At 74.9% G+C, this 26,676-nt stretch carries 21 protein-coding genes; 12 read left to right on the forward strand and 9 right to left on the reverse strand.

What is annotated here, in order from left to right:
* Positions 1–65: 65 nt before the first annotated feature.
* Complete coding sequence (locus ABD990_RS04170; RefSeq protein WP_345378430.1) at positions 66–1,826, forward strand: sensor histidine kinase; 1,761 nt, start codon at positions 66–68, stop codon at positions 1,824–1,826.
* Between the two features lie 6 nt (positions 1,827–1,832).
* On the opposite strand, the gene ABD990_RS04175 is transcribed toward ABD990_RS04170, so the two are convergent.
* Complete coding sequence (locus tag ABD990_RS04175; RefSeq protein WP_345378431.1) at positions 1,833–2,480, reverse strand: response regulator; 648 nt, start codon at positions 2,478–2,480, stop codon at positions 1,833–1,835.
* Positions 2,481–2,703: 223 nt separating this feature from the next.
* On the opposite strand from ABD990_RS04175, the gene ABD990_RS04180 reads away from it, so the two are divergent.
* From ABD990_RS04180 to ABD990_RS04195, 4 genes are all read left to right on the forward strand, one after another.
* Entirely contained in the window at positions 2,704–5,055 is a 2,352-nt protein-coding gene (locus ABD990_RS04180; protein WP_345378432.1) for a phosphoketolase family protein, read from the forward strand.
* Positions 5,052–6,143 (forward strand): acetate/propionate family kinase, encoded by a 1,092-nt coding sequence (locus ABD990_RS04185; RefSeq protein WP_345378433.1) that lies wholly within the window; start codon positions 5,052–5,054, stop codon positions 6,141–6,143. Before ABD990_RS04180 ends, ABD990_RS04185 begins: the two co-directional genes overlap by 4 nt.
* Before the next feature lie 2 nt (positions 6,144–6,145).
* Positions 6,146–6,604 carry a pyridoxamine 5'-phosphate oxidase family protein gene (locus tag ABD990_RS04190; RefSeq protein ID WP_345378435.1) on the forward strand — a complete coding sequence of 153 codons (459 nt, stop codon included), beginning with the start codon at positions 6,146–6,148 and terminating at the stop codon, positions 6,602–6,604.
* A 122-nt stretch (positions 6,605–6,726) separates the two neighbouring features.
* Positions 6,727–8,037 carry an acyl-CoA dehydrogenase family protein gene (locus ABD990_RS04195; RefSeq protein ID WP_345378436.1) on the forward strand — a complete coding sequence of 437 codons (1,311 nt, stop codon included), beginning with the start codon at positions 6,727–6,729 and terminating at the stop codon, positions 8,035–8,037.
* Between the two features lie 63 nt (positions 8,038–8,100).
* Here the strand turns inward: ABD990_RS04195 and ppk2 are convergent, their stop codons facing one another.
* Together ppk2 and ABD990_RS04205 are read right to left on the reverse strand one after the other, a co-directional pair.
* Positions 8,101–8,931, reverse strand: a complete 831-nt coding sequence (gene ppk2 / locus ABD990_RS04200; RefSeq protein WP_345378437.1) for a polyphosphate kinase 2 — start codon at positions 8,929–8,931, stop codon at positions 8,101–8,103.
* A 22-nt stretch (positions 8,932–8,953) separates the two neighbouring features.
* On the reverse strand, positions 8,954–11,392 hold the full coding sequence (locus ABD990_RS04205) for an HAD-IC family P-type ATPase (RefSeq protein WP_345378439.1): 2,439 nt from the start codon (positions 11,390–11,392) through the stop codon (positions 8,954–8,956).
* 161 nt (positions 11,393–11,553) lie between these two features.
* Here ABD990_RS04205 and ABD990_RS04210 point away from each other — a divergent pair, with 161 nt between their 5' ends.
* Positions 11,554–12,924, forward strand: a complete 1,371-nt coding sequence (locus ABD990_RS04210; RefSeq protein WP_345378440.1) for a PQQ-dependent sugar dehydrogenase — start codon at positions 11,554–11,556, stop codon at positions 12,922–12,924.
* Positions 12,925–12,958: 34 nt separating this feature from the next.
* Here ABD990_RS04210 and ABD990_RS04215 read toward each other — a convergent pair whose 3' ends face one another.
* Positions 12,959–13,156, reverse strand: a complete 198-nt coding sequence (locus ABD990_RS04215; protein WP_345378441.1) for a hypothetical protein — start codon at positions 13,154–13,156, stop codon at positions 12,959–12,961.
* Between the two features lie 114 nt (positions 13,157–13,270).
* The gene (locus tag ABD990_RS04220) at positions 13,271–14,014 is read right to left on the reverse strand and encodes a GAF and ANTAR domain-containing protein (RefSeq protein ID WP_345378442.1); all 744 of its coding nucleotides are present in this window, start codon (positions 14,012–14,014) and stop codon (positions 13,271–13,273) included.
* A 111-nt stretch (positions 14,015–14,125) separates the two neighbouring features.
* On the opposite strand from ABD990_RS04220, the gene ABD990_RS04225 reads away from it, so the two are divergent.
* The 6 genes from ABD990_RS04225 to ABD990_RS04250 all read left to right on the forward strand — a co-directional run bounded on the left by ABD990_RS04225 (position 14,126) and on the right by ABD990_RS04250 (position 23,715).
* The gene (locus ABD990_RS04225) at positions 14,126–14,488 is read left to right on the forward strand and encodes a DUF1330 domain-containing protein (RefSeq protein ID WP_345378444.1); all 363 of its coding nucleotides are present in this window, start codon (positions 14,126–14,128) and stop codon (positions 14,486–14,488) included.
* A 241-nt stretch (positions 14,489–14,729) separates the two neighbouring features.
* Positions 14,730–15,428, forward strand: a complete 699-nt coding sequence (locus ABD990_RS04230) for a response regulator transcription factor (protein WP_345378445.1) — start codon at positions 14,730–14,732, stop codon at positions 15,426–15,428.
* A 51-nt stretch (positions 15,429–15,479) separates the two neighbouring features.
* Complete coding sequence (locus ABD990_RS04235; RefSeq protein WP_345378447.1) at positions 15,480–16,853, forward strand: sensor histidine kinase; 1,374 nt, start codon at positions 15,480–15,482, stop codon at positions 16,851–16,853.
* 96 nt (positions 16,854–16,949) lie between these two features.
* A complete protein-coding gene (locus ABD990_RS04240; protein WP_345378448.1) occupies positions 16,950–18,236 on the forward strand; it encodes an MFS transporter in 1,287 nt (428 codons plus the stop codon).
* 181 nt (positions 18,237–18,417) lie between these two features.
* The gene (locus tag ABD990_RS04245; RefSeq protein ID WP_345378449.1) at positions 18,418–23,178 is read left to right on the forward strand and encodes a Pls/PosA family non-ribosomal peptide synthetase; all 4,761 of its coding nucleotides are present in this window, start codon (positions 18,418–18,420) and stop codon (positions 23,176–23,178) included.
* 129 nt (positions 23,179–23,307) lie between these two features.
* Complete coding sequence (locus ABD990_RS04250; RefSeq protein ID WP_345378451.1) at positions 23,308–23,715, forward strand: STAS domain-containing protein; 408 nt, start codon at positions 23,308–23,310, stop codon at positions 23,713–23,715.
* Positions 23,716–23,950: 235 nt separating this feature from the next.
* Here the strand turns inward: ABD990_RS04250 and ABD990_RS04255 are convergent, their stop codons facing one another.
* Genes ABD990_RS04255 through ABD990_RS04270 form a run of 4 tightly spaced genes read right to left on the reverse strand, consistent with a single transcriptional unit; the run spans position 23,951 to position 26,572 of the window.
* Positions 23,951–24,811: an energy-coupling factor ABC transporter ATP-binding protein gene (locus ABD990_RS04255; protein WP_345378453.1), complete on the reverse strand. Its 861-nt coding sequence runs from the start codon at positions 24,809–24,811 to the stop codon at positions 23,951–23,953.
* Positions 24,808–25,548, reverse strand: a complete 741-nt coding sequence (gene cbiQ, locus ABD990_RS04260; RefSeq protein ID WP_345378454.1) for a cobalt ECF transporter T component CbiQ — start codon at positions 25,546–25,548, stop codon at positions 24,808–24,810. Before cbiQ ends, ABD990_RS04255 begins: the two co-directional genes overlap by 4 nt.
* Entirely contained in the window at positions 25,548–25,865 is a 318-nt protein-coding gene (locus ABD990_RS04265; protein WP_345378456.1) for an energy-coupling factor ABC transporter substrate-binding protein, read from the reverse strand. The genes cbiQ and ABD990_RS04265 overlap by 1 nt, the downstream gene beginning before the upstream one ends.
* Positions 25,862–26,572, reverse strand: coding sequence for an energy-coupling factor ABC transporter permease (locus ABD990_RS04270; protein WP_345378457.1), 711 nt, complete (start codon positions 26,570–26,572; stop codon positions 25,862–25,864). The genes ABD990_RS04265 and ABD990_RS04270 overlap by 4 nt, the downstream gene beginning before the upstream one ends.
* Between the last annotated feature and the right edge of the window lie 104 nt (positions 26,573–26,676).

A 26,676-nucleotide genomic window follows, 5' to 3' on the forward strand; every position in this document is an offset into this window, starting at 1 on the left:
CGGCCTCGCCGGACGGGACCACCGCACGGGTGCCGGTCCGCGGTCGGCATGGCACCGTTCCGGACGTGGACCAGGCGAGGGTGATCCCCGAGGAGCCGGACGCGCGGACGGGCCCGGTGGTCTCGGGCGTGCTCGCCGGGCTGCGGCTCGACGAGCTGCTCGGCGAGGTGCAGGAGCGCCTCGGGCAGATCGTCGCCGCCCGGGACCGGATGCAGAGCCTGCTCGACGCCGTGCTCGCCGTCGCGGCCGGGCTCGAGCTGGAGACGACCCTGCGCCGGATCGTGCAGGCCGCCGTGGACCTGGTCGACGCCCGGTACGGCGCACTCGGCGTGCTGGCGCCGGACGGGTCCATCTCGCGGTTCATCGACGTCGGCCTGCACCCGGGGGAGCGCGAGACGCTGGGCCCTCCGCCCACCGGGAAGGGCCTGCTCGGCCAGCTGATCCTCGATCCCGAGCCGCTGCGGCTCGCCGACCTGACCGCGCACCCGTCGTCCGTCGGCTTCCCGGCGAACCATCCGCCGATGCACAGCTTCCTCGGTGTTCCGGTCCGGGTCCGGGACTCGGTCTACGGCAACCTCTACCTGACGGAGAGGATCGGCGGCGGCGAGTTCACCGCCGATGACGAGGTCGTCCTGCAGGCCCTGGCCGCCGCGGCCGGCATCGCGGTGCAGAACGCCGACCTGTTCGAGCAGGGCCGGGTCCGGCAGATGTGGCTCGAGGCGCTGGGCGAGGTGCGGGGCGAGGTGCTGGCCGGCGCACCGGACGCGGACGTCCTGCGGCTGGTGGCGACCCGCACCCTGGAGCTGACCGGGTCGGTCGCGGCGGTGGTGCTGCTCGGCCCGGACGACGACGGCTGTTTCCGTTTCGCGAGCGGCGCGGGCGCCGCCCTGGGGATTCCCGCCGGCACCTTCCACCCGGGCGCCGAGCTCGAGGAGGTGGCCGAGAGCCGCAATCCCGTGCTGGCGGAGTCTCCGGCGGCGTTCCTCGACGGCCTCGGCACCGGAGTGCCGAAGGGCTTCGGGCCGTCGGTGGCCGCGCCGATGCGCTTCGGCGAGCGGGTGACCGGAGTGCTGATGGCCCTGCGTGCGGTCGACGCCGAGCCCTACCTGCCGTCGGCGGTACCGCTGCTGACCTCCTTCGCCGAGCAGGCGGCGCTGGCGTTGGACCTCGCGGAGAAGTCGCGGGCGCAGCGGCAGCTCGACGTGTACGCGGATCGGGACCGGATCGCCCGGGACCTGCACGACCACGTCATCCAACGGCTCTACGCCACGGGGCTGAAGCTGCAGAGCACCGCCCGCCGGGCGGCGCACCCGGACGTGCAGGAGCGGATCCAGCAGGCCGTCGGCGAGCTCGACGAGACCGTCCGCGAGATCCGGACCTCCATCTTCGACCTGCACACCGCGGACCAGGGCGACGCCGGCCTCCGGCGCCGGCTGCTGGACACGGTCGAGGACGTCGTGGCGGACTCGGGCATGGCCTCGTCGGTCCGCACGTCGGGTCCGGTCGACACCCTGGTGCCGGTCGACCTGGTGCCGCACGTGCTGGCGGCGGTGCGGGAGGCCACGAGCAACGCCGTGCGGCACTCGGGCGGGCGTTCGGTCACGGTCACCCTGGAGGCCGCCGCCGATCTGGTGCTGCAGGTCGTCGACGACGGCACCGGACTGCCGGACGACGTCGCCCGCAGCGGGCTGCGCAACCTCGCGGACCGCGCCGAGGAACTGGGCGGCTCGCTCGAGGTCCGCCGCCGCCCGGGTGGCGGTACCCGGCTGACCTGGTGCGCCCCGCTCCCCGAGGAGTACGACGGCCGATCTGCGAGCGCCGGGTGACCTCGCTCAGTGCGCCGCGCGCCGCCGCTCGGTCGCGTAGACGGCGGCCTCCGTCCGTCGCGAGAAGCCGAGCTTGTGCAGCAGCGAGGAGACGTAGTTCTTGACCGTCTTCTCGGCCAGGTAGAGCTCCACGCCGATCTGTCGGTTGGTCAGGCCGTCGGCGATCAGGTCCAGGATGCGCCGCTCCTGCGGCGACAGCGTCGTGTAGCGGGGGTCGTCCTCCTCCTTGCCGTGCCGCAGCCGGTCGAGGACCAGGGCGGTCGCCCTGGGGTCGAGCAGGGAACCGCCGGAGGCGACGGTGCGCACCGCGCCGACGAGGTCCGTGCCGGCGACCTGCTTGAGCAGGTAGCCCGAGGCGCCGGCCATGATCGCGCCGAACAGGGCCTCGTCGTCCGAGTAGGAGGTGAGCATCAGACAGGCCGGCGGCGGGTCCATCGTCGACCGGACCTCCCGGCACACGGACACGCCCTCGCCATCGGGCAGGCGGACGTCGAGGATCGCGACGTCCGGCCGCGCCGCCGGGATGCGGGCCAGCGCCTGCGCGGCCGTCGCCGCCTCACCCACGACCGTGATGTCGTCCTCGGTCTCGAGCAGCTGGGCGATCCCCCGGCGGACGATCTCGTGGTCGTCCAGCAGGAACACGGTGATGGTCACGGGACTCCTCGTCGTCGGTCCCGCCGACGGTAGCGGGGCCTGATCCACTCCGAACGATCACTTGGTCCCTGCCGGTAGGGCCGAAGGACCCGGTCCGTCGGCAGGACGGCCGGGTCGCGGGGGGCCGCCGATCCCCTGCCGGACACCGGCGGATCCGGCACGATCGGTGTCGATCCAGTGCCGCTCCGGGGACACCTCCGGAGCCGACCCCCGGGAGCCGCCCGTGTCCTCCGACCCGTCCGATCCGAGGGTGCTCGACGCCTGGTGGCGCGCGGCGAACTACCTGTCGGTGGGGCAGATCTACCTGCTGGACAACCCGCTGCTGCGCGAGCCGCTGGCCGCCGAGCACGTCAAGCCGCGGCTGCTGGGTCACTGGGGCACCACACCCGGGCTGAACCTGCTCTACGCCCACATGAACCGGGTGATCAGGGAGCGGGACCTGAACGCGCTCTACGTCACCGGGCCCGGGCACGGCGGGCCGGGGCTGGTGGCCAACGCCTACCTCGACGGGACCTACAGCGAGATCTACTCGGGCATCGGCGAGGACGTCGAGGGGCTGCGGGCGTTGTTCCGCCAGTTCTCCTTCCCCGGCGGGGTGCCCAGCCACGTCGCCCCGGAGACGCCCGGCTCGATCCACGAGGGCGGCGAGCTGGGGTACGCCCTGGTCCACGCCTACGGCGCGGTCTTCGACAATCCGGACCTGCTGGCGTTGTGCGTGGTGGGCGACGGCGAGGCCGAGACCGGCCCGCTCGCCACGAGCTGGCACTCGAACAAGTTCCTCGACCCGCGCCGCGACGGCGTGGTCCTGCCGGTCCTGCACCTCAACGGCTACAAGATCGCCAATCCGACGGTGCTGGCCCGGATCCCCGAGGAGGAGCTCGCCGCACTGATGCGGGGCTACGGCCACACGCCCCGGTTCGTCACCGCCGGGCTCGACACGGACCACACCGCGGTGCACGAGGAGCTCGCCGCGACCCTCGACGCGGCGCTCGACGACATCGCGGCGATCAAGGCGGACCCGCCCGCCGGCCGCCCGGCGTGGCCGATGATCGTGCTGCGCACGCCGAAGGGCTGGACCGGGCCGCGGGAGGTCGACGGGAAGCCGGTCGAGGGCACCTTCCGCGCCCACCAGGTCCCGCTCGCCGGCACCCGCACGGACAAGCGGCACCGCGCCCTGCTCGAGGAGTGGATGCGCAGCTACCGGCCCGAGGAGCTGTTCGACGGGACCGGCCGGGTCGTGCCGGAGATCCGCGCCCTCGCCCCGGCGGGGGAGCGGCGGATGAGCGCCAACCCGCACACCAACGGCGGGCTGGTGCTGCGCGCGCTCGCCATGCCGGACTTCCGCGCCCACGCCGTGCCCGTCGACAAGCCGGCGGTGGAGATGAGCGAGGCGACCCGGGTGCTGGGGGAGTTCCTGCGGGAGGTGATGCGCCGCAACCCCGACCGCTTCCGGCTCTTCGGGCCGGACGAGGTGGCGTCGAACCGGCTGCAGGCGGTCTTCGAGGAGACCGACCGGGCCTGGGACGCGTCCGTCGAACCGGGCGACGAGCACCTGGCCCCGGACGGGCGGGTCATGGAGGTGCTGTCCGAGCACCTGTGCCAGGGCTGGCTGGAGGGCTACCTGCTGACCGGCCGGCACGGGCTGTTCACCAGCTACGAGGCGTTCATCCACATCGTCGACTCGATGCTCAACCAGCACGCCAAGTGGCTCAAGACCACCCGTGCGATCCCGTGGCGGGCGCCGCTGGCGTCGTTGAACTACCTGCTGTCCAGCCACGTCTGGTGGCAGGACCACAACGGCTTCTCCCACCAGGACCCCGGCTTCCTCGACCACGTCGTCAACAAGAAGGCCGAGATCACCCGGGTCTACCTGCCGCCGGACACCAACACCCTGCTGTCGGTGGCCGACCACTGCCTGCGCAGCCGGCACTACGTCAACGTGATCGTCGCGGGCAAGCAGCCGCAGCTGACCTACCTGTCGATGGACGAGGCGATCGCGCACTGCACCCGCGGACTCGGCATCTGGGACTGGGCGTCGACGCACTGCTCCGACGGCGCCGAGGAACCGGACGTCGTGCTGGCCTGCTGCGGCGACATCCCGACCCTGGAGACGCTCGCGGCGGCGGCGCTGCTGCGCGAGCACCTGCCCGAGCTGAAGGTCCGCGTCGTCAACGTCGTGGACCTGATGCGGCTGCAGCCCGACCGCGAGCACCCGCACGGCCTGTCCGACCCCGAGTTCGACGCCCTGTTCACGCCTGACCGGCCGGTGATCTTCGCCTTCCACGGCTACCCGTGGCTGATCCACCGACTGACCTACTCCCGCCGGGGGCACCACAACCTGCACGTGCGCGGGTACATCGAGGAGGGCACCACCACGACGCCCTTCGACATGGTGATGCTCAACGACCTGGACCGCTTCCACCTGGTCATGGACGTGATCGACCGGGTGCCCTCGCTGGGCAGCCGGGCCGCGACCCTGCGCCAGCGGATGGCCGACCGCCGCCTCGCCGCCCGCGCCTACACGCGCGAGCACGGCGAGGACGACCCGCAGATCGCGAACTGGCGGTGGGAATGAGGGTGCTGGTGGTCAACGCGGGCTCGTCGAGTCTCAAGCTCCGCCTCCTGGGGCCGGACGACCAGGTGGAGGCGAGCGCGGACGTCGAGCCCGGCGCGGAGCTGGACGGCGTACTGCGCGGCTGGCCCGGGCCGGACGCCGTCGGCCACCGGGTGGTGCACGGCGGCACCCGGTTCACCGACCCGGTGGTGATCGACTCCGGCGTCCGCGAGGAGCTCGAGGACCTGACCGCGCTGGCGCCCCTGCACCAGCCGAAGTCCCTCGCCGGGCTGGACGCGGTGACCGCGCTGCTGCCCGAGGTCCCCGCCGTCGCCTGCTTCGACACCGCCTTCCACACCACGCTCCCGGGGGCGGCGGCGACCTACGCCGTGCCGAGGCAGTGGCGCGAGCGGTACGCGATCCGCCGCTACGGCTTCCACGGCCTGTCCCACGCCTGGTGCTCGGCCCGCGTCGCCGAGCTGACCGGGGCCCGGCGGATCGTCACCGCGCACCTGGGGGCGGGCGCGTCGCTGGCCGCGGTGCTCGACGGGCGCAGCGTGGACACCACGATGGGCTTCACGCCGCTGGAGGGGCTGGTCATGGCGACCCGCTCCGGCACCGTCGACCCCGGTCTGGTGCTGTGGCTGGAGGAGCACGAGCACCTCAGCCCGCACGAGGTCGCCGAGACCCTGGAGAAGCGCTCGGGGCTGGCGGCGCTGGCCGGCACGGCGGACATGCGGGAGGTCGTGGCGGCCGCCGCCCGGGACGAGCCCGACGCCGCCCTCGCCCTCGACGTCTACGTGCACCGGCTGGCGGCGGGGATCGCCGCGATGGCCGCCGCGGCCGGCGGGCTGGAGGCGCTGGCGTTCACCGGTGGGGTCGGCGAGCACGCCCCGGTGGTCCGGGCGCGGACCGCCGAGCGGTTGTCCTTCCTCGGGGTGGCCGTCGACCCCGCCCGCAACGACACCAGCGACGGCGAGATCACCGCGCCCGGCGCCGCCGTCCGGACGCTCGTCGTGCCCGCCCGGGAGGACCTGGAGATCGCCCGCGGCACCCGGAGCGTCCTGGTGCGAGGATCCCGGGACCGAACCGTCGCCGACAGGAGGTAGCGATGTCCGGAGCCGAGGAAGGCCGGGAGCTGCAGGTGCTGGACCCCGACGAGTGCTACCGCCTCCTCGCGGAGGAGGAGATCGGGCGGCTGGGTGTCAACGCCGAGCACTACCCGTTGATCTTCCCCGTGAACTACGCGCTCGACGGGGAGACGATCGTGATCCGCACGGACGTGGGGACCAAGCTCGGCGCGGCCGACCACGCCAACGTGACCTTCGAGGTGGACCGGATCGACCGGCGGACGCGGTCCGGGTGGAGCGTGCTGGTGCGCGGACTGGCCGAGGCGGTCACCACGGAGCACCGCGCCGAGCTCGTCGAACGCACCCGCGCGAGCGGGGTGGAGCCGTGGGCCCCTGGGGAGCACGGGCACTGGATGCGCCTGATCCCGCAGGGCATAAGCGGGCGCCGCATCGTGCCCGGGCAGCTCCCCCCGGCGTTCGGGCCGGAGGGCTACCTCTGAGGAGGCGAAGGGGCTTTCGAACCTAGGGGCCGGCGCTCCCACGGCGTAGCGTCTCCCGCCCGCTCCGCCCGCGGAGCGGGACAGCACCACCAGTGGACACTGCCGCGCCATTCGGAGTTCCGATGACCATCAACTTCACGATGTCCGACGAGCAGAAGAAGTTGCAGCACGAGGTGCGCGCGTTCGCCGAGAACGTGCTCAAGCCGATCGTCGCCGCCGCCGACGCGGAGCCGGACCCGCTGAAGGGCTTCCAGATGACGAAGCCGGCCTACGTCGAGGCGTACAAGGCCGGGATCGCGATGTGCATGCTGCCCAAGCAGTACGGCGGGGGCGGTGTGTCGTGTGTCGACCTGACCGTCGCGGCGGAGGAGCTCTGCGTCGTCGACCCCGGCTTCGCCTGCACCGTCCTGTGCAACGGCCTCGGCCTGATGCCGATCGCCTGGTACGGCTCCGAGGCGCAGAAGGAGAAGTTCCTGCGGGCCGCGACCTCGGACCCGACGAGCGAGTACCTGGGCGGCTGGAGCGCGAGCGAGCCGCCGGGCAACCCGTCCGGCACCGCGAACTTCGACATCCCGCTGCCGCGCCCCGCCGGGGTCGGCGTGACGGCGGTCCGCGACGGCGACCACTTCGTGGTCAACGGCCGCAAGTACTGGCCGTCGTCGGCGGGCTGGGACGAGCGGGGGGTGAACGCCGGGACGCTCATCGTCCGCACCGACCCGGAGAAGGGCGGCACGGAGGGGCTCTCCGCGCTGGTCCTCGAGCGTGACACCCCCGGGGTGACCTACCGGCACATCGACAAGACGGGGCACCGCCTCGCCTCCAACGCCGAGGTCGTCTTCTCCGACGCCCGCATCCCGGTCGCCAACCTGCTGCCGGGCGCCGAGGGCAACGGCGACCTCGTCATCAACCGCAACTTCGCGTGGTCCGGCCCGATCGCGGCCATCGCGGCGGTCGGCATGGCCCGCGCCGCCTACGAGATGGCGCTGGACTTCGCCCGGAACAACACCGCCGGCGCCATCAAGCCGATCATCGGCTTCCAGAACGTCGGCTACGTCCTCGGCGACGTCGCCGGGAAGATCGAGATGGGCCGCTACTTCTCCTGGCGCGCGGCGGACTACCTCGACAAGCACGACCAGCACGCCGAGCTGGTCGGGGCGATGAACAAGATCCAGGTCACCGAGCTGATGTTCGACTGCGTGTACAAGTGCATGCAGATCGTCGGGGTGAACAGCCTGGAGCGGGCCAGCGGGTTCGGCAAGATCCTGCGGGAGGCGTCCGTCCTGCCCATCTACGACGGCGGCAACATGGGCATGCAGCGCCGGCGCGTCCACGGCATCCTGGCCGACCCGATGTTCAACCCGCGGGCGATCATGGAGGACGAGTACGTGAAGTTCGAGAAGCACCACGAGTCGATCGACACCGTCGTCGTCTGACCGTCGCGGACGGCCCCGGCCCCGCCGACCGCGGCGGGGCCGGGACCCGGCCGGTCGCGAGCCTCAGGCGCGGTCCTTCTCGGCCAGCAGCGTGGCGGCGTGGTCGGGGACCTCGCGGTCGAGCTCGCGGGGCGGGCGGACGTAGCCGCGGCCGCGGGGGCGCGCGGGGATCGCCAGCGGGGCGCGCAGCACCGGCTCCCACGGGATGCTGTCCAGCAGGTGGGCGATCATGTTGAGCCTGGCCTTCCGCTTGTCCTCGGACTCGACGATCGTCCACGGCGCGGTCTCGGTGTCGGTGTGCACGAGCATGTCGTCCTTGGCCTGCGAGTAGTCGTCCCACCGGGAGATCGACTCCAGGTCCATGGGGGAGAGCTTCCACTGCTTGAGCGGGTTCTCGACGCGCTCGCGGAACCGCTTCTCCTGCTCCTGCGGACTGACCGAGAACCAGTACTTGCGCAGCACGATCCCGTCCTCGACCAGCAGCTCCTCGAAGATCGGGCACTGCCGCAGGAACCGCGTGTACTCCTGGCGGGTGCAGAAGCCCATGACCCGCTCGACGCCGGCGCGGTTGTACCAGGAGCGGTCGAGCAGCACGATCTCCCCGGCGGCGGGCAGGTGCTCCACGTAGCGCTGGAAGTACCACTGCGTGCGCTCGCGCTCGGTGGGCGCGGGCAGGGCCACGATCCGCGCGACCCGGGGGTTGAGGTGCTCGACGACGCGCTTGATCGCGCTGCCCTTGCCCGCCGCGTCGCGCCCCTCGAAGATCACCACGATCCGGGCGCCGGAGGCCTTGACCCACTCCTGCAGCTGCACGAGCTGTCCCTGCAGGCGCAGCAGCTCCGCCTCGTACAACGCCCGGGGGAAGCGCTTCGCCGGCTTCGGTGTCCTCGCCATGCCGGTCAACCTGCCGGGGCCGTCACGCCGGTGTCGACGACGGCGTCGGCGCCGGGAGCTCGACGGCGGCCGAGCGGGCCCGCACGTACCGCCCGACGAGCTCGATGAGCAGGCCCGCCACGACGCCCAGCCCCACCCCGACGCCCACGCGCAGCCACGTGACGTCCATCAGGAACACCGTGTGCGACAGGGCCGGCACCGCCAGGATCACCACGACGACCAGGACGAGCCCGCCGACCAGCCCGACCTTCCAGCGGGTGAAGGGCCGGGCGAACAGGGTGAGCGCCCACAGCGAGGAGACCAGCACCGTCACGGTCGCCACGGTCTGCCCCGCCACCAGCCCGCCCGCGGGCTCGAGCCAGCGGATCGTGCGGTCGCCCGAGTAGGCGGCCGTCCCGATCACCACCCCGACCGGGACCGCCGACCACAGCACGCGGTGCAGGAAGCCCGGCACGTAGCGCCGCCGGTTGGGCGCGAGCGCGAGGACGAAGCCCGGGATGCCGATGGTGACGGCCGAGATCAGCGTGAGCTGGATGGGCGCGAGCGGGTAGGCGGCCGTGGTCGCGATGACGACCAGCGCCATGAGCAGCGAGTAGACGTTCTTGACCAGGAACAGGTTCGCCGCGCGCTCGATGTTCGCCATCACCCGCCTGCCCTCGGCGACGACCGAGGGCAGGTGCGCGAACCGGCCGTCGAGCAGCACGAGCTGCGCGACCGCGCGCGTGGCGGCCGCGCCGTTGCCCATCGCGACGCCGATGTCGGCGTCCTTGAGCGCCATGGCGTCGTTGACCCCGTCGCCGGTCATCGCGACGACGTGGCCGCGGCGTTGCAGCGCACCGACGATCGCCCGCTTCTGCTGCGGCGTGACCCGGCCGTACACGGCGTTGTCCTCGAGGACGTCGGCGAGCGCGTCGGGGTCCTCGGGCAGGGTCCGGGCGTCGACGGCGTCGGCCGCGGCGGTGATTCCCGGGAGGCCGACCGCGGTGGCCACCGCGCCGACGGTGCGCGGGTTGTCGCCGGAGATCACCCGCAGGGACACGCCCTGCTCGGTGAAGAAGCGCAGGGTGTCGGCGGCGTCGTCGCGGATCCGCTCGGCGAGGACCACGAGCGCCCGCGCCGCCAGCGGCGCCGGGAGCAGGTGCCCGTCCGGCGCCGCCTCGGCGTGCGCGAGGACGAGCACGCGCCGCCCCTCCTCGGCGGTCTTCCCGGCGATCGCCAGCAGGTCGGCGGAGTCGGGGTCGCCGGGCTCCGGGAGGACCATCTCGGGCGCCCCCAGCACCCAGGTGCCGTGGTCGCCGGCGGTCACGGCGGACCACTTGCGGTCCGACGAGAAGGGAACGCTGCCCGTCGCCGTCCACGAGGTCGCACTGAACACCGTGGCGAGGGCCGCCGCGGTGGCGTTGGTGCCCGGCTCCGCGCAACCCAGGGCGAGCGCCTCGCGGACCTCGGCCTCGGCCAACGGGTCCGCCCCGGCCGGGAGCACGAGCCGGTCGAACACGATGTCGCCGTGCGTGAGGGTCCCGGTCTTGTCGAGGCACACGACGTCGACGCGGGCCAGCACCTCCACCGCCGGCAGCTCCTGCACGAGGGTCCGCTTCCGGGCGAGGGTCACCGCGGCGAGCATGAACGCGAGGCTGGTCAGCAGCACCAGGCCCTCGGGGACCATGCCGACCAGCGCGGCGACGGTCCCGGTCACGGCGTCCTGCCACGTGTCCGCGTCGCTCGTGCGGAACTGGCTCCACACGAGCAGCGGCGCGACGACGAGCATCATCAGCGAGATCCACCGCAGCAGGGTGTTCGTGCCGGAGACCAGCTCGCTCGGGGTCCGCGTGAACTTCTTCGCCTCGGCGGTGAGGCGGCTGGCGTAGGCCTCGGGGCCGACGGCGGTGGCCCGGAACCGGCCCTGCCCGGCGACCACGATCGACCCGGACCGGACCTGGTCGCCGGGGACCTTCGCGATCGGGTCGGACTCGCCGGTCAGCAGCGACTCGTCGACCTCCAGCCCGCCCGACGCCGTGACCGTGCCGTCGGCGGTGACCTGGTCGCCGGAGCGCAGCTCGATCAGCTCGTCGGCGACGACGTCCGCCACCTCGATCTCGGCGACCTCGCCGTCCCGGACCACGCGCGCGTGCGGCGCGTTGAGCACGGCGAGCCGGTCGAGCGTGCGCTTGGCGCGCACCTCCTGGACCACGCCGATCGCGGTGTTGGCCACGATCACCAGCCCGAACAGGCCGTTCTGCCAGCGCCCGGTGGCGGCGATCACGAGGAAGAGCGCGAACAGCAGCCCGTTGAACGGCGTGACGACGTTCGCCCGGACGATCTGGCCGACGCTGCGGCTGGTCCGGTCGTCGACCGCGTTGGTCCGGCCGGCGGCGACCCGCTCGGCGACCTCCGCGGCGGTCAGGCCGCGGTCGTCCACCGGGACCTCCACGACCGTGCCGCGACCGACCACGTCCTCCACGCGCGTCCCCCCGCCCTCGCCCCCGCCCTCGCGCGGGCCCGTGAGCCGACCTCGGACCGCGCCCGGGCGGCGTTACGCCCACCCGACGCCCGGCCCGCGACGATAGGTCCGGTTCCCCGTCCGTGGAAGGGCCGGTGGAAGGGTTCGTGGAAGGACTGTCGATGCGGTGGTCCCGCTGGGTGTACCTGCTGGTCGCGGCGGTCCTGCTGGCGGCGTGCTCCGGCGGGTCCGGCGCGCCGACGGGAACCCTGACCCCGGCGGCCGCGTCCGCCGGCGCTCCGACGGCCGCGGTGCCGGCCGGTCTGGTGCCCGCCGGCCTGACCGTGCCGGCGGGTCTGGGCGCCGCGCCGCTGGACGCACCCCGGGAGGCGCTGGTGCCCCCGGGCTGGTCGGTGTCGGTGTTCGCCCGCGTCCCGTCGGCGCGGCTGGCGGTGTGGGCGCCGGACGGCGCGCTGCTGGTCTCGGTGCCCGAGGAGGGCCGGATCGTGCGGCTGGCGCCCGACGGGCGGGGCACGGCGACCGGGACGGAGCTGCTGCGCGGCCTGAACCAGCCGCACGGGATGACGTTCGCCGGGGCGACGCTGTACGTGGCGCAGAGCGACCGGGTCGACGCGTACCCCTACGCCGACGGCCGCGCCGGGGCGCCCCGGCCGGTCGTCACCGGGCTGCCGGACGCGAAGAGCCCCGACCTGCGGGGCCGGTACGCGCACGCGCTCAAGAGCGTGACCGTCGGTCCGGACGGGGCCGTGTACGTGTCGGTCGGCTCGACCGGCAACATCTCGGCCGACGACCTCACGGCGGACCCGCCACGGGCGTCGATCCTGAGGGTGCCGCCCGGCGGTGGCGCGCCCGAGCCGTTCGCCGTGGGCGTCCGCAACGGGACCGGGCTGGCCATCGCGCCCGACGGGTCCGTATGGACCGCGGTGAACAACCGGGACGACATCCCGTACCCCTTCGACCGGCCGTACGGCGAGACCTCGGGGTCCGCGCGCGGGGAGGTCATCGAGGAGTACGTGCGGAATCACCCCGCGGAGGCCCTGGCCCGACTCACCCCCGGGCGCAACCTCGGTTGGCCGTACTGCAACCCCGATGCCGACGTCGAGCCGGGCGTGGCGGGCAGCGCCCAGGACCTCACGGACGTCCCGTTCACCCGGGATGTGGAGACCAACCCGGACGGCGCCGCGCTCGACTGTGCCGCGCTGCCGCCGGTCGAGCAGGCCCTGCCCGGACACTCGGCGCCGCTCGGGCTGGCCTTCGTCGACGGTGGGCTGCCCGGCGACTTCGCCCGCGGCGCCCTGGTCGGGGTGCACGGGTCCTGGAACGCCTCGCCGCCGCGCGCGCCCGAGGTGTCGTTCTTCCCCTGGCGCGACGGCGGGCTCGGGCCGCAGCAGACCCTGGTCGGTGGCTTCCAGGGCACCGACGGCTCCCGGTGGGGCCGCCCGGTCGCCGCCGTCGCCGGCCCGGACGGCGCCGTGTACGTCACCGACGACGAGGCCGGTGCGGTCTACCGGGTCGCCCCTTCGTGGCGGTGAGGAGGGTGGTGAGGGCGGCGCGCGCCCGTCCGGTTCAGCGGCCGACGGCCTGGTCCACCACGGTCGCGAGCCGCGCGAGCAGCTCGTCGGACTCGGCCCGGCTGATCAGGCCGGTCTGCGCGGCCTCCCGCACGTCCGCGCACAGGACGGCGATCAGGACACTCGCCCGGTCGCCGTCGTCGGCGACCGGGCGCAGGTACGGGTGGCCGGGGCCGCCCGAGGGTCGTGCCATCCGTCGCTCTCCCCTCGACGCCGGCGCTGCGGCGCCGGGCGTCCACGATGCGTGCGGCGACACCCGGCGCGCCTCGCCCCGCCGGGGTGAGTGCCGGGTCGCGGACGGCGACGGTCAGAGGTCGCCGCGGCGCTGGGTGAGGGTCTCGGCGACGCGGGCGAGCTTGACGTTGAGCGACTGAGAGGCCGACCGCAGGATCCGGAACGCCTCCTCGGCGTCGACCCCGCGGCGCTCCATGAGGATCCCCTTGGCCTGCCCGATCACGTCCCGGCTGCGGACGGCCTCGGCCAGGTGGGTGACCTGCAGCTCGGCGCGGTTCGTGGCCAGGGAGCCCGCGACCGCGGTGGAGGCGTGCGCGGCCAGGACCAGCGCGGCGTCCCGGTCGGCCTGGTCGAGCCCGCCGCGGCGGCGCGAGTAGATGTTGAGCGACCCCATCCGGGGCGGGTCCTGGGCGGGGAACAGGCCGATCGCCAGGACGCTCTCGATCCCGAGCTCGGCGGCCGCCGGGCCCCACTTCGGGAACTCCTGGCCGGCCCGGAGGTCCGGCGACAGTGCGATCCCCATCCCGGGGACGCGGCTCGCGTCCAGGCACGGGCCCTCGTCGAACTCGTTCTGCAGCTCGTCGAGGCGGACCCCGATCGGGTCGGTCGTGGCCGGGGTGCCGATCGTGCCGTCCTGCGCCCGGAGCGAGACGCTGACGAGGTCGGCGCCGCTCACGACGCGCAGCGTCGCCTCGGCGATGCGGTCCAGCACGTCCTGCACGGTCGGGGCGTCGAGCAGCTTGTCGGCGAGCGCGACGAACTCGACGACCACCGGGGCGGGCGGCCCCAGCTCGCCGTACCGGTCGTGCTCCGACATGGTGTCCCTCCTGCTGGCGTCCGGTGCCTCCCGCAGCCTACGCAACTCGCCCCGCCGTGCTCGGCGGGTCGCTCCCTCGGTACCACGTGCACGGCGGGCCACACTGGCCCCATGGCAGTCGATCCCACGGGTGCGGACATGAAGGCCTTCCTCGCGGAGGCGCCCGACCAGCCCGTTACCATGCTCAACCTCCTGAGGTTCGCCGAAGGTGGGCGCGCGCGTTACGACGAGTACGTCGCCCACTTCCGCGCCACGTCGGCCCGCTTCGGCGCCGAGGTCGTCTACTTCGGCCACGGTCACGCCCCCGTCGTCGCCGAGCCGGGCCAGGACTGGGACGCGGTGCTGCTCGTGCACTACCCCAGCCGCCGCGCGTTCTGCGAGATGGTGCGCGACCCCGAGTACCAGAAGGGCACCCACCTGCGGACGGAGGCGCTGGTCGAGGCGGTGCTCCAGCCGACCACACCGGTCGGCTGAGCGGGGCCGGCGACCGGACACCCGACGTGGCGGGGGCCGGGGCCGCATTTCCGAGGGGGCGGCTCCCGGCCCGTCAGGTGGACGGGGGGAACCTTCCACCTGATCCGTGTGTACGACGAGCGCGGGGCGCGGGCAAGGCCCGCGGGCCCGGATCGGCGAGATTTTGCCGTCGCCTAACCCGCGTCTCAGCCCGGTCACACAATTCGCCGGTGATCCGGCCGTCACCGGGGATGATGGCCCGGTGGGGGCACGCATCCTGCTGGTCGAGGACGACCGGGGGCTGGGGGAGGGGCTGGTCGAGAGCCTCGCGCAGCACGGGCACGAGGTGGTGTGGGCCCGGACGGGCCGCACCGCGCTCGACCACGCCGGCGCGGGCGAGCCGTTCGACCTCGTCCTGCTCGACCTGGGCCTGCCGGACGTGGACGGGATCCGGGTCTGCCGGTCGCTGCGGGCGCTGCGGACGGACGCCGTGGTCGTCATCCTGACCGCCCGGGGCGCGGAGATGGACGTCGTCGTCGGGCTCGACGCCGGCGCGGACGACTACCTGACCAAGCCCGTCCGGCGCGAGGAGCTCCTGGCCCGGGTCCGCGCCCACCTGCGCCGGGTGCGGACCGGGATGCCCGGCGACCCGGTCCGGCTGGGGGACCTCGAGCTCGACCTGCGGGAGCGTCGCGTGGTGGTGGCCGGGCGCGAGGTGGTGCTGCGGGCCAAGGAGTTCGACCTGCTGGAACGGCTGGCGCGCGCCCCGGGGACCGCGCTCAGCCGGAGCACCCTGATGGCCGACGTGTGGGACGACCACTGGGGCGGCTCCACCAAGACCCTCGACGTGCACGTCGCCGCCCTGCGCAGGCGGCTGTCCGGGTTCCCGGCGGGGACCCGGCTGCCGCGCATCCGCACGTTGCGCGGGCACGGCTACCGCCTGGAGCCGCCGACGTCCTAGCCTGCACCCCTCCGCGACGCCGACGACGGGGACACCTCGTGGAGCTGGGGGGTGACGGTGGGAGGGACCGCGCGCGTCCGCACCCGGATCGTCTCGCTCTCGGTGGCGATCGCGGCGATCACCGTGGCGCTCTTCGGGGTCCCGCTCGGCTTCGGGCTCGCCCGCTACGCCGTGGCGGACGAGGGCGTCGCGCTGCAGCGGCTCGCGGACCTCACGGCCGCGGCGGTGCTCACCGACCTCGCCCACGACAAGGTCCTCGCGGGGCTGCCCGGCCCGGGGACGCCGGGGACGACGCTCGGGGTGTTCGACGACGACGGCCTGCTCGCGGCCGGTGACGGCGCCCCGACCGGCGACGAGCACGTCAGGGCCGTGCTCGCCGGCACCGGCCCGCAGGTCGCGGAGACCGGCGGCGAACTCGTCGCGACCGTCCCGGTGACGGGCGAGCACGAGATCGTCGGGGCGGTCCGCGCCGCGCGGCCGGTGTCCGCGGTCTACGGCGCGCTCGTCCCGATCTGGCTGGGGATGCTCGGCCTGGCCCTGCTCGTCCTGGCCGCGGCGTGGGTGATCGCGCGGCGGCAGGCCCGACGGCTCGCGCAGCCGCTGGAGGACCTCGCCGTCCTGGCCGGCCGGCTGGGCGAGGGCGACTTCAGCGTGCGGCCGCAGCGGGCCGGGCTCGCCGAGGTCGACGCCCTCGGCGGCGCCTTCGCCACCACGGCCGCCCGGCTCGACGACCTCCTCGCCCGGGAGCGGGCCTTCTCCGCGGAGGCGTCGCACCAGCTCCGTACCCCGCTGGCGGCGTTGCGGCTACGTCTCGAGAACGCCCGGGCGAACGCCCTCGCGCGACCCGGCACCGACGTCGGCCCGGCCCTCGACGCCGCGGTGGCGGAGACCGAGCGGCTGACCCGAACGGTCGAGGAGCTGCTGGCCCTGGCGCGCGCCCGCGGCGGCGACCGGCGGGGCCCGCTCGACCTGCACGTCGTGCTCGACGAGGTCGCCGAGACCTACCGACCCCGGCTGGTCGCGGAGGGACGGAGCCTCGAGCTCGACCTGGACGGGGCCGGGGAGGCGGACGGTACGCCCGCGGTCGTGGGCTCCCGCACCGCCGTCGAGCAGGTCCTCGCGGTGCTGCTGGACAACGCCCTCCGGCACGGGGAGGGCGCCGTCCGGGTCGGGCTCCGGCAGGTCGGCGACGCCGTGGCGGTCGACGTCGGCGACGAGGGGCCCGGCTTCGCGGACGGCCGGGCCGGGCGCGGCCGCCCGGCCGGCCCCGGCGCGCCGGCCGACGGCCACGGCACGGGCACCGGCATCGGCCTCCCGCTCGCCACCCGGCTGGCCGAGGACCAGGGCGGCCGGGTGGTCGTCTCGCGGGAGAGCCCTCCGGTCATGACGCTCTTCCTGCCGCTCACGGACCTCGACGGCGGGTGAGCGGTCTCCCGCGCCGGGGCCTGGGCCAGTACGGTCGTCCCCGCTCCGCGGCGCGCCGCCCGTGTGGGCCGACGCAGGAAGGGAACGCCGTCGCGCATGGCCGACACCCCCGCCCAGCCCGGCGACCGCCGGGAGACCACGGCCGCGAGCGGTCCGGCCGCCGACGCACCGGCGCCGGCCGCCCCGCCACGCCGGGCCGTGCTCCTCCCGCTGTACGCCGCGGGGTTCGTCACTGCGTTCGGCTCCCACGCCGTGGCCACGGGGGCCGGGGCCGAGACCGGGTCCGGTCAGCTGTCCGTGCTCACCCTCGGCCTGGTCCTCGCCGTGTACGACGGCGCGGAGGTCCTGCTCAAGCCGGTGTTCGGCTCGCTCGCCGACCGGTGGGGCCCGCGGCGCGTGCTGCTGGGCGGCCTGGCCGCGTTCGCCGTGGTCTCCGTGGGCTACGCGCTGATCGCGCTGGTCGCGGGCGTGTCGTCCGGGCCGGGCTCCGCCGTGGCGCTGACGCTGGCGCGGCTCGGCCAGGGGGCCGCCGCGTCGGCCTTCTCGCCGGCGGCCGGGGCGATGGTCGGGCGGCTGGGCTCCGGCGGGCGCCAGGGGCGCGTCTTCGGGTCCTACGGCGCGTGGAAGGGCCTCGGCTACACGGCGGGTCCGCTGCTCGGCGGGGTGGTGATCACGTTCTCCGGGTTCACGGCGCTCTTCGTCCTCCTCGCGGCGGTCGCCGCCGTCGTGACGGTGTGGGTGGCCGTGGCCGTCCCCGCGCTGCCGCCGCTGCCGCGGCAGCGGCAGACGGTGGCCGACCTCGCCCGCCGGCTCGGGGCGCCGGAGTTCCTCCGCCCGACCGCGGCGCTGGCCGGCACGACGGCGGCCCTGGCGACCGCCGTCGGGTTCCTGCCGGCGCTGGGCACCGCGGCCGGCTTGAGCCCGATCGTGACCGGTGCCGTGGTGGCCTGCCTCGCGCTCTCCTCCACGCTGGTCCAGCCGCGCGCCGGCCGAGCCCACGACCGCGGGAGGCTGAGCGCGCGGACGGCGCTGGCGGCCGGATTCGCGCTGATGGTCGGCGGCTTCGTCCTGGCGGCGACTATCCCGGGCATCGGTGCGCTGGTGGCGTCGGCCGTCGTCCTCGGGCTCGGGGTCGGCGTCGCGACCCCGGTCGCGTTCGCCTCGCTGGCCGCGTCCTCCCCGCCCGAGCGCCTCGGCCAGACCATGGGCTCGGCCGAGGTGGGGCGCGAGCTGGGCGACGCCGGCGGGCCCCTGCTCGTCGGGGCGGTCGCCGCGGCCGCGTCCATCGCCGCCGGTCTGGGGGCGCTGGCCGCCGTGCTCGCCGTCGTCGGGATCGCGGGGACGGTCGGGCGGCAGGCGCCCTCGGCCGAGGCTCCGCACTGACCCGCCCCGCTCCTCCGATCGCCTGACCTCGCGCGGGCGGGGGACAGCCCCCGCCGGGACGGGGGTCTGCTCCGGACGGACCGGTGTGTGTCCCCATTGTCCGGGTCCGGCCGCCCCGAGACCCTCGGTGGACCCGACGGGCCGCCCGACGCGGCCCGCGAGGCGGAGCAGTGGGGGACCCATGTCGATCACGCAGTCGGGCGACCACGGGCCACCGGCCCCCGGCCGGCCGGACGTGCCGCTCTCGGAACTGGTCGTCGTCGACCGGCACGAGGCACAGGGCTGGCGGGTGCGCCGTCACGAGCGCCTCGACTCCGTCTTCGAGGAGCGGTGCGACTGGATCCGCGAGTACGGCCGCGCCGGCCAGCTCGCCGTCGACGCCCGCGGGGTGTCGCTGACCTACGACGAGCTCGACGCCCGCGCCAACCGGCTCGCCCGCTACCTGCGGCTGCACGGCGCCGGGGCCGGCGACCGGGTCGCCCTGTTGTTCGACGACCGCGTCGAGGCCTACGTCGCGCTCCTCGCGGTGCTCAAGATCGGTGCCACGTGCGTGCCGCTGGACCCCGACGCGCCGGCCGACCGGCTCGCGTTCGTCGTCGCGGACACCTCCGCGCGGATCGTCCTGAGCCGCTCGCACCTGCGCGGGCGCGTGGGCGGTGCGGACGAGCTGCGCACCGCCGCCCAGGTGCTCGCCGTCGACGACGCCGCCGCGCTGATCGCGGAGATGAGCCCGCAGCGGCTGCAGCCCGCCGAACGCGGCGGGCCCGCCGACCGGCCCGCGTACATCGTGCACGTCGCCGACGCCTCGGGCTGGTCCGAGGGCGTCGCGATCGACCACCGCGGCATCTGCAACGCGGTCCGCATCGCCTCGGAGACCTTCGGCATCCGCGGCCACCGCCTCCACCAGGGCCGCGCGCTGTTCTCCGGCGGCGGCATCGAGGAGGTCTGGATGGCGTGGGCGGCCGGCGCCACGCTGGTGCCCGCGCCCGACGGCCCCCCGCTGCGCGGCCCGGCGCTGCACGCCGAGCTCGCCGAACGCCGCGTCACCGCCCTCTGCACCACCCCCGCGGTGCTCTCCACGCTCGAGCAGGACCTGCCCCGCCTGCGGTTCCTGCTGGTGTCCGGCGAGCCCTGCCCGCCCGGCCTGGTCGCCCGGTGGCACCGCCCCGGCCGCCGGATGCTCACGGCGTACGTCCCGGCCGGCGCGAGCGTGAGCGCGGCATGGGCCGAGGCCCGGCCGGACCGCCCGGCCACCGTGGGCGTGCCGCTGCCGACGTACGCGACCGTCGTGCTCGACCCGGACTTCCCCCTGGCCCTGCCGCACGGGCGCACCGGCGAGATCGGGGTCGCCGGGCTCGGGCTCGCGTGCGGCTACGTCGACTCGGGCGACGCGTTCGTCGACGACTTCCTCGGCATCCCCGGCAACCCCTCCGGCCGGATCTACCGCACCGGCGACCTCGGCCGGGTCGACGCCACCGGCGAGATCGAGTACCGCGGCCGCATCGCGCTGCAGGTGAGCGTGGCCGGCGAGCACATCGACCTCACCGCGATCGAGTCGGCGATGCTGACGGCCCCCGGCGTCGCGTCGGCGGTGGCGGTCGCGCACCGCCCGGCGCCGGACGTCGTCGAGCTGATCGGGTACTACACCCGCCGGTCCGACGGCCCCGCCCCGGACGAGCAGGCCCTCCGGGCCGGGTTGCGCGAGAGGCTGGCCCCGAGCCACGTCCCCGCGCGCCTCGCCCGGCTCGACGCCCTCCCCCTGACCCCGGACGGCCGGGTGGACCGGGCCGCCCTGCCGGCCCTGCCCGCGCCGGACGACGCGGAGATCGCCCGGCTGCGGGCCGAGAACGCCCGGCTGCAGGAGCAGATCGAGGGACTCCGGCCCGCGGACGACGGGCCGGCGCCGGGGGATCCCCGCTCGGAGGAGCCTCCGGGGATCCTCACGCTGGACCAGATCCTGCGTCCCGAAGCCCCGCCGGCCCCGTCACCCGCACCCGCACCCGAGGTCCTGACGCTGGACCAGATCCTGGGTCCTGCGGCCCCGCCTGCGCCGTCACCGGCGCCCGAGATCCTGACGCTGGACCAGATCCTGGGTCCCGCGGCCCCGCCTGCGCCGTCACCGGCACCCGCGCCCGCGCCCGCGCCCGCGCCCGAGATCCTGACGCTGGACCAGATCCTGGCCCCGGTCCCGGTGGCCGAGCCGACCCCGGCGCCCGTCGTCGAGCCGGCCCCGGCACCCGCCGCCGCCCCGTCGACCACCCCGTCGGCCGCCCCGTCGACCGCCGGCCTCGCGGCGGCCCTCGCCGGCGTGCTGGCCGAGGTCCTGGCCGCGGAGCACGTGCCGGTGGACCTCGACGTGTTCGACGACCTCGGCGCGGACTCGATGGTGATGACGCGGTTCTGCGCCCGGTTGCGCCGGCGCGACGACCTGCCGTCGGTCTCGATCAAGGACGTCTACGCCCACCCGACGATGGCCGGGCTCGCCGCGGCGTTCGCCGGATCGGTGCCCGCGGTCGCTCCGGCGCCCGCCGACGGCGACGCCGTCGTCCGCGGGCTGGCGCAGGTCCTGGCCGAGGTGCTGGCCGTGGACCACGTCCCGGTCGACCGCAACGTGTTCGACGACCTGGGCGCCGACTCCATGGTGATGACCCGGTTCTGCGCGCGGCTGCGCCGGTGCGAGGACCTGCCGTCGATCTCGATCCGCGACGTCTACGCCAACCCCACCATCGCGGGCATGGCCGCCGCGGCCGCGCCGAGGCCCACCGAGGTCGTGCCGGCGGCGCCGGTCGCCCCCGTGCGGCACAGCACGGCGGGCTACCTGCTCACCGGGCTCCTGCAGCTGCTGGCCTTCCTGGCGTACTCGACCGGGCTCGGCTACGTGCTGGACCGCGCCTACGTCTGGATCCTGGCGAGCAGCGGGCTGCTGGACATCTACGTGCGCTCGGTCGTCGCCGGCAGCTCCGCGTTCGTGGTGATGTGCCTGCTGCCCGTGGCGGCGAAGTGGCTGCTGATCGGGCGCTGGAAGGAGGGCGAGATACCGGTCTGGAGCCTGCGCTACTTCCGGTTCTGGCTGGTCCGCGTCCTGACCCGGGCCAACCCGCTGGTCCTGATCATGGTGGGGTCGCCGCTCTACACCCTGTACCTGCGAGCGCTGGGAGCCAAGGTCGGCAAGGACGTCGTCGTGCTCACCAAGAACCTGCCCGTCGCGACCGACCTGCTGACCATCGGCTCGGGCACGGTGATCCGCAAGGACGCGCTGCTGCTCGGCTACCGCGCCCACGCCGGCCGCATCCAGACCGGGCGGGTCACGCTGGGCCGGGACGTCGTCGTCGGCGAGAAGAGCGTGCTCGACATCGACACCGCGATGGGCGACGGCGCCCAGCTCGGCCACGCCTCCGCGCTGCACCGCGGCCAGGCCGTCCCGGCCGGGCAGAGCTGGCACGGCTCACCGGCCGAGCCGACCGACACCGACTTCCGCGCGGTGCCCCCGGCCCGGGTGCGGCCGCTGCGCAAGGTCGGCTACGTGACCAGCCAGCTGGCCAAGCTGTTCGGGATCACCCTCCCGCTCGGCTTCGGCGGGCTGTTCATGCTGCTCACCGAGGTGCCGCGGTTCCGGGAGCTGCTCGAGCCCGGCGCGGCGGGGCACATGACCGCAGGCTTCTACCTCAACGCCCTCGTCGAGTCGGTCCTGCTGTTCGTCGGCGGCCTGCTCCTGGGGCTGCTGGTGGTGTTCACGGTCCCGCGGCTCCTGGCACCGTTCGTCCGGCCGGACCGCGTGTACCCGGTGCACGGGTGGCGGTACTCGCTGCACCGCACGATCACCCGGCTCACGAACGTGCGGCTGTTCGTCTACCTGTTCGGCGACAGCTCCTACATCGTGAGCTACCTCTACCTGCTCGGCTACGACCTGGGGAAGGTGGAGCAGACCGGCTCGAACTTCGGCTCGAACCTGGCCCACGAGACGCCGTTCCTGACCTCGGTCGGCACCGGCACGGTCGTCGCCGACGGCCTGTCGGTGGTCAACGCGGACTTCTCCAACACCTCGTTCCGGACCTCGCGCGTCGCCATCGGCGGGAACAACTTCCTCGGCAACAACATCGCCTACCCGATCGGCGGCCGCACCGGCGACGACTGCCTGCTGGCCACCAAGGTCGCCGTCCCGATCGACGGACCGGTCCGGGAGGGTGTGGGCCTGCTCGGCTCGCCCGCCTTCGAGATCCCGCGGACCGTGCAGCGCGACCGGGTCCTGGAGATCGACGTCCGGGACCGCCGGCGCCGGCTGCGCCGCAAGAACGGCCACAACCTGCGCACGATGGCCCTGTTCCTGTTCGTCCGCTGGGGGCACGTCCTCGGGCTGCTGCTGCTCGCCCTGCTGTCCCTGGACCACTACCACGACTTCGGCCCGGCGGCGTTCGCCGTGCAGTCCGTGGCGAGCGTGCTGTTCACGATCCTGTGGTTCGCGTTCTGGGAGCGGGCGGGCACCGGGTTCAGGCGGCTGCGCCCGCGGTCGTGCTCGATCTACGACGTGCGGTTCTGGCGGCACGAGCGCTACTGGAAGCTCATGGTGCCGCCGCTCGACCGGATGCTGGCGGGGACGCCGTACAAGAACCTGGTCATGCGGATGGTCGGCACCAAGGTCGGCGCCCGGGTGTTCGACGACGGCGGCGCCGTCCTCGAGCGCAGCCTCACCACCATCGGGGACGACTGCACGCTGAACTTCGGCAGCATCATCCAGTGCCACTCGCAGGAGGACGGCGCGTTCAAGTCCGACCACATCGCGATCGGCGCGGGGGTGACCCTGGGCGTGGGTGCCTTCGTCCACTACGGCGTGACCCTCGGCGACGCGGTCGAGATCGCGCCCGACTCCTTCGTGATGAAGGGCGAGGAGATCCCGGCCGGGGCGCGGTGGGGAGGCAACCCGGCCCGGGAACTGACCGCGTGAGGGAGTTGCCGGCCAAGCGGTAACACGGTGAGCGATCCTAGCGATACGGAGCGTGACGGGCCGGGCGGCGTCGCCCCCGGCCGCTCGGCCCGTTCCCGTCGACCCAGGAGGCGATCGCTCATCCCCGACATGACGAACCCGCGTGCCGACGGCCGGCTCCGGCTCGAGATCGACGTCGGCGAGCGGACCGTGGTCCGCCTCGTCGGCGAGCTCGACACGACCGACGCCCACAGCATCCGGAAGCTGCTGACCGCCTACATCCGCGCCGGCACCACGATCGCCGCGGACCTGTCCGCGGTGACGTACGTCGGCTCGGGCGGCCTCGCCGTGCTGGTCGACCTGCACGGGCTGGCCCGCCGGCAGGGCTCGCGCCTGGTCGTCCTGACCGGGGCGGACGGGCCGGTGCGGCGGGCGCTGGAGGTCGCCGGCCTGGGGGAGACCCTGGACATCGGGCCCGCTCCCGGGGACGGGCGCTGCCCCGCACGTGGTCCCGGCGGTGTGGACCACGACCGGGGGGAGCGCTCCGGCCGGTCGTGACCCGGCCCGGTCGCCGGCACGGCTCAGCCCGGTCACCGGCACGACTCAGCCCGGTCGCCGACGAGGCGACCGGGCCCCGGAGCCGTCCCGGGGGGCGCCCCGTGCGAGCTCCGTCGCGGGACACCGGCCTGGCCGGACGGCTCCGCACCGACGACGGTCCGCCGTGCGCCGCCGTGCCAGCAGGGGCCAACGTCCCGACGCCGGGGGACGGAGGCCCCTCCGGTGCGGCTCCGCGTCAGGGGCCCGGCGACACCGGGGCGGAGGCCGCCGGAACACCGAGGTCCGCGAGGGCCGCGTACAGCTCGGCCGGGGTGCGCGGGCTCGCGGACGAGCCCAGGGCCTGCAGCAGCCGGCGGACGCCCGGTGCCCAGGCAGGGCCCAGCCGCGCGGTCCGCAGCAGCTCCGCGTCGCCGAGCACGTCGTCGACCGGGGCCACTCGCACCAGGCCCCGCGCGACGACGGCGACCTCGTCGGCCCACCGGTGGGCGAGGTCGACGTCGTGGGTGGACAGGACGACCGTGGTCCCGGAGCGGTGGAGCTCGTCGAGGGTGGCGAGCAGCTCCTCGACCCCGGCGGGGTCGAGCCCGGCCGTCGGCTCGTCGAGCACGAGCAGGCGCGGGCGCATCGCGACGGCGCCGGCGATCGCGGTGCGCTTCTTCTGCCCGAAGGACAGCAGGTGGGTGGGGCGGTCGGCGAGCTCGGCGATGCCCAGCGCGGCGAGCGCCGCGTCGACCCGGGCGGTGACCTCCGCGGGGGACAGGCCGAGGTTGAGCGGGCCGAACGAGACGTCCTGCGCGACGTCGGCGGCGAAGAGCTGATCGTCGGGGTCCTGCAGGACCAGCTGGACCTGCTCGCGCAGCCGGGTCAGGCCGCGGCGGCCGCGGCGGACGGGTTCGCCGTCGAGCAGCACCCGGCCCCCGCCCGGCTCGAGCAGCCCGAGCAGGAGCCGGAACAGGGTCGTCTTGCCGCCGCCGTTGGGCCCGAGCACGGCGAGGCGGCGGCCCTCGTGCAGGGCCAGGTCCGCCCCGACGAGCACCGGGCGGGCGGGGTCGTAGCCGAAGACCAGCGCGTCGGCCTGCAGGATCGGCGGCCTCATCGCGGGGTGAGCAGGGTCGTGGCCGCGACGACGGCGGCGAGCAGCACGCAGGTCGCCGCGACGAAGGCGGGGGAGAGCGGGCGGGCCTGCACCTGGACGCGCAGCGAGCCGGTGTAGCCGCGGGAGGCCAGCCCCTGCTCCAGGCGCCGGGCCCGGTCGAAGGCACGCACGAACACCGCGGCGCCCTGCCCGGTCAGGGAGCGGTAGGACGCACGCCAGGTGCGGAAGCCGAGGCGGCCGGCCTGGGCGTCGCGGACCGCCCGCAGGGACTCGAGCAGCAGGAACAGGAAGCGGTAGGTCAGCGCGGCGACCTCGGTGACCGCGGGCGGCACCCCGAGCCGGTCCAGCCGGGGCAGCAGGTCGGCGAGCGGGGTCGTCGCGGCGAACAGCAGCAGGCACAGCAGGGCGGCGGTCGCGCGACCGGCCAGCTGGGCCGCCTGCGGGAGCCCGGCCGGCTCCCACCGCAGCCACGGGTCCCCGCCGAGGGACACCAGCAGCGGCAGCATCCCGGTCAGCACGAACCCGAGCGGGACGCGGACCGCCCGCCACAGCACCCGCACGGCCAGCCCGGCGGGGCCGAGGACCAGCACGAGGGCGAGGGCGCCGGTGATCGCCGCCCCCGGCCACGTCGGCAGGACCAGGGTCAGGACGAGCAGGCCGAGCGAGAGCAGCGCCTTCTCCCCGGGGTGCCGCGGCCGCCAGCGGTTGGCGTAGGCCGCCGCGTCGAGGGGCAGCATCAGGTGGTGTCCCCGGGGTGCTGAGGCGTCGTACCGCGACCGAGCCTGCGTTTCGTGCGCGCCACGCCGAAGTAGTAGCCGACGATCCCCGCGCCGATCGCGGCCTGCAGCGCGAACAGCCCGGAGGCGACCTCGCCGGACGGCGGCTCGTAGATCGAGGTGAACCAGGGCTCGTAGTCGGGGTGGGACTCGCTGATCGCGTCCTGGGCGACGCCGTCGGCGCCGCCCCACTCGCCCTGCACGACCAGGAGCGGGAGCGCGGCGAGCGCCACGACGGCCAGCACGAGCAGCCAGTTGACCAGCGTCGAGCGCCTCACGCCCCGACCTCCTTCGCGGTGGACTCCCCGGTCGAGGGGGCGACCGGGCGGGGCAGCACCCCGAGGCGGCGCAGCTCGTCCGGGCTGACCCGGACCAGCAGGCGCACGACGAGCAGGGTCAGCAGGCCCTCGCTGACGGCGAGCGGGATCTGGGTGATCGCGAAGATCGAGCCGAACTTCACGATCGCGCCGCCGACACCGGACACGGCGTCGGGGAAGGCCAGGGCGAGCTGCACGCTGGTCACGCAGTAGGTCGCGAGGTCGCCGAGCGCCGCGGCGAGGAACACCCCGAGCCCCAGGCCGCCGCCCGCCCGCCGGGTCAGCCGGTAGACCCCGTAGGCCACCCACGGCCCGACGACCGCCATGGAGAAGACGTTCGCCCCGAGCGTCGTGAGTCCGCCGTGCGCGAGCAGCACGGCCTGGAAGAACAGGACGATCGTCCCGAGCAACGCCATCACGGGTGGTCGGAACAGCACCGCCCCCAGCCCCGTGCCGGTCGGGTGCGAGCACGAGCCGGTGACCGACGGGATCTTGAGCGCCGAGAGCACGAAGCTGAACGCACCCGCCGCGCCGAGCAGCAGCTTCGAGTCCGGGTCCGTCCGGACCTGGTGCACCACCGCCCGCGCCCCGTGCACCACGAAGGGGGCCGAGGCCACGGCCCACGCCGCGGCGTGCAGGGGTGGGAGATAGCCCTCGGCGATGTGCACGTCCCGCTCCTGTCGTCGACGTCCGTGGACCGTCGGACGGTAAGGCGTGCCGCCGGATCAGGTCAACGCTTGAACACCCTTTCAGTTGTGTGCCCGGCCACGTG

Origin of the sequence: Pseudonocardia yuanmonensis (assembly GCF_039542425.1) — a bacterium.
Taxonomy (GTDB): Bacteria; Actinomycetota; Actinomycetes; order Mycobacteriales; family Pseudonocardiaceae; genus Pseudonocardia; species Pseudonocardia yuanmonensis.

Coding starts and splice junctions, on each gene's coding strand:
- ABD990_RS04185 (WP_345378433.1), top strand. CDS start 5,052: ATGAGGGTGCTGGTGGTCAACGCGGGCTCGTCGAGTCTCAAGCTCCGC.
- ABD990_RS04190 (WP_345378435.1), top strand. CDS start 6,146: ATGTCCGGAGCCGAGGAAGGCCGGGAGCTGCAGGTGCTGGACCCCGAC.
- ABD990_RS04195 (WP_345378436.1), top strand. CDS start 6,727: ATGACCATCAACTTCACGATGTCCGACGAGCAGAAGAAGTTGCAGCAC.
- ppk2 (WP_345378437.1), bottom strand. CDS start 8,931: ATGGCGAGGACACCGAAGCCGGCGAAGCGCTTCCCCCGGGCGTTGTAC.
- ABD990_RS04210 (WP_345378440.1), top strand. CDS start 11,554: ATGCGGTGGTCCCGCTGGGTGTACCTGCTGGTCGCGGCGGTCCTGCTG.
- ABD990_RS04215 (WP_345378441.1), bottom strand. CDS start 13,156: ATGGCACGACCCTCGGGCGGCCCCGGCCACCCGTACCTGCGCCCGGTC.
- ABD990_RS04220 (WP_345378442.1), bottom strand. CDS start 14,014: ATGTCGGAGCACGACCGGTACGGCGAGCTGGGGCCGCCCGCCCCGGTG.
- ABD990_RS04225 (WP_345378444.1), top strand. CDS start 14,126: ATGGCAGTCGATCCCACGGGTGCGGACATGAAGGCCTTCCTCGCGGAG.
- ABD990_RS04240 (WP_345378448.1), top strand. CDS start 16,950: ATGGCCGACACCCCCGCCCAGCCCGGCGACCGCCGGGAGACCACGGCC.
- ABD990_RS04245 (WP_345378449.1), top strand. CDS start 18,418: ATGTCGATCACGCAGTCGGGCGACCACGGGCCACCGGCCCCCGGCCGG.
- ABD990_RS04250 (WP_345378451.1), top strand. CDS start 23,308: ATGACGAACCCGCGTGCCGACGGCCGGCTCCGGCTCGAGATCGACGTC.
- ABD990_RS04255 (WP_345378453.1), bottom strand. CDS start 24,811: ATGAGGCCGCCGATCCTGCAGGCCGACGCGCTGGTCTTCGGCTACGAC.
- cbiQ (WP_345378454.1), bottom strand. CDS start 25,548: ATGCTGCCCCTCGACGCGGCGGCCTACGCCAACCGCTGGCGGCCGCGG.